Annotated in this window: 1 protein-coding gene; it reads right to left on the bottom strand. The window is 71.1% G+C overall.

Annotation, left to right across the window (positions count from 1 at the left end):
- Nucleotides 1–1,176, bottom strand: a 1,176-nt coding sequence (locus tag ABZ641_RS38500; RefSeq protein ID WP_359989333.1) for a HAMP domain-containing protein, incomplete at both ends; no start/stop codon positions are given.

The raw sequence follows: 1,176 nt of genomic DNA, 5'->3' as shown, positions 1-1,176 counted from the left end.
TGAGGTTGCCGGCCAGTTCGTTGACGTTCTCGGTGAGGCGCTTCCAGGTGCCGGAGACGCCCTCGACCTCGGCCTGGCCGCCGAGCCGGCCCTCGCTGCCGACCTCGCGGGCGACCCGGGTCACCTCGGCGGCGAACGAGGACAGCTGGTCGACCATGGTGTTGATGGTGGTCTTGAGCTCCAGGATCTCGCCGCGGGCGTCGACGTCGATCTTGCGGTTGAGTTCGCCGCGGGCGACGGCCGTGGTGACCTGGGCGATGTTGCGGACCTGGCTGGTCAGGTTGTGCGCCATGAAGTTGACGTTGTCGGTGAGGTCCTTCCAGGTGCCGGCGACGCTGGGCACGGTGGCCTGGCCGCCGAGGATGCCCTCGGTGCCGACCTCGCGCGCCACCCGGGTCACCTCCCCGGCGAACGCGGAGAGCGTGTCCACCATGGTGTTGATCACTCCGGCCAGCGCGGCGACCTCGCCCTTCGCCTCGACGGTGATCTTCTGGCTGAGGTCGCCGCGGGCGACGGCGGTCGCGACCTGGGCGATCGAGCGGACCTGCCCGGTCAGGTTGGACGCCATCACGTTGACGTTGTCGGTGAGGTCCTTCCAGGTGCCGGAGGCTCCGCGGACGGTGGCCTGGCCGCCGAGGTTGCCCTCGGTGCCGACCTCCCGGGCGACCCGGGTCACCTCGTCCGCGAAGGCGGAGAGCTGGTCGACCATCGTGTTGATGGTCTCCTTCAGCTCCAGGATCTCGCCGCGCGCGTCGACCCGGATCTTCTGGCCGAGGTCGCCGCGGGCGACCGCCGTCGTCACCTCGGCGATCGAGCGGACCTGGGCGGTGAGGTTGCCGGCCATCGAGTTGACCGAGTCGGTGAGGTCCCGCCAGGTCCCGGACACGTCGCGGACGTCCGCCTGACCGCCGAGCCGGCCCTCCGTGCCGACCTCGCGGGCCACCCGGGTCACCTCCCCGGCGAACGCCGACAGCCGGTCGACCATCGTGTTCACCGTGTCCTTGAGCTCCAGGATCTCCCCGCGCGCCGCCACGCCGATCTTCTGCGTCAGATCGCCCTCCGCGACGGCGGTGGCGACCTGGGCGATCGAGCGGACCTGGGCGGTGAGGTTGCCGGCCATCGAGTTGACCGAGTCGGTGAGGTCCCGCCAGGTCCCGGACACGTCGCGGACGTCCG

The organism is Kitasatospora sp. NPDC007106 (assembly GCF_040634455.1).
Taxonomy (GTDB): domain Bacteria; phylum Actinomycetota; class Actinomycetes; order Streptomycetales; family Streptomycetaceae; genus Kitasatospora; species Kitasatospora arboriphila.
The sequence above is the reverse complement of the archived record's forward strand: the minus strand, read 5'-3'. Positions and strand labels throughout refer to the sequence as shown.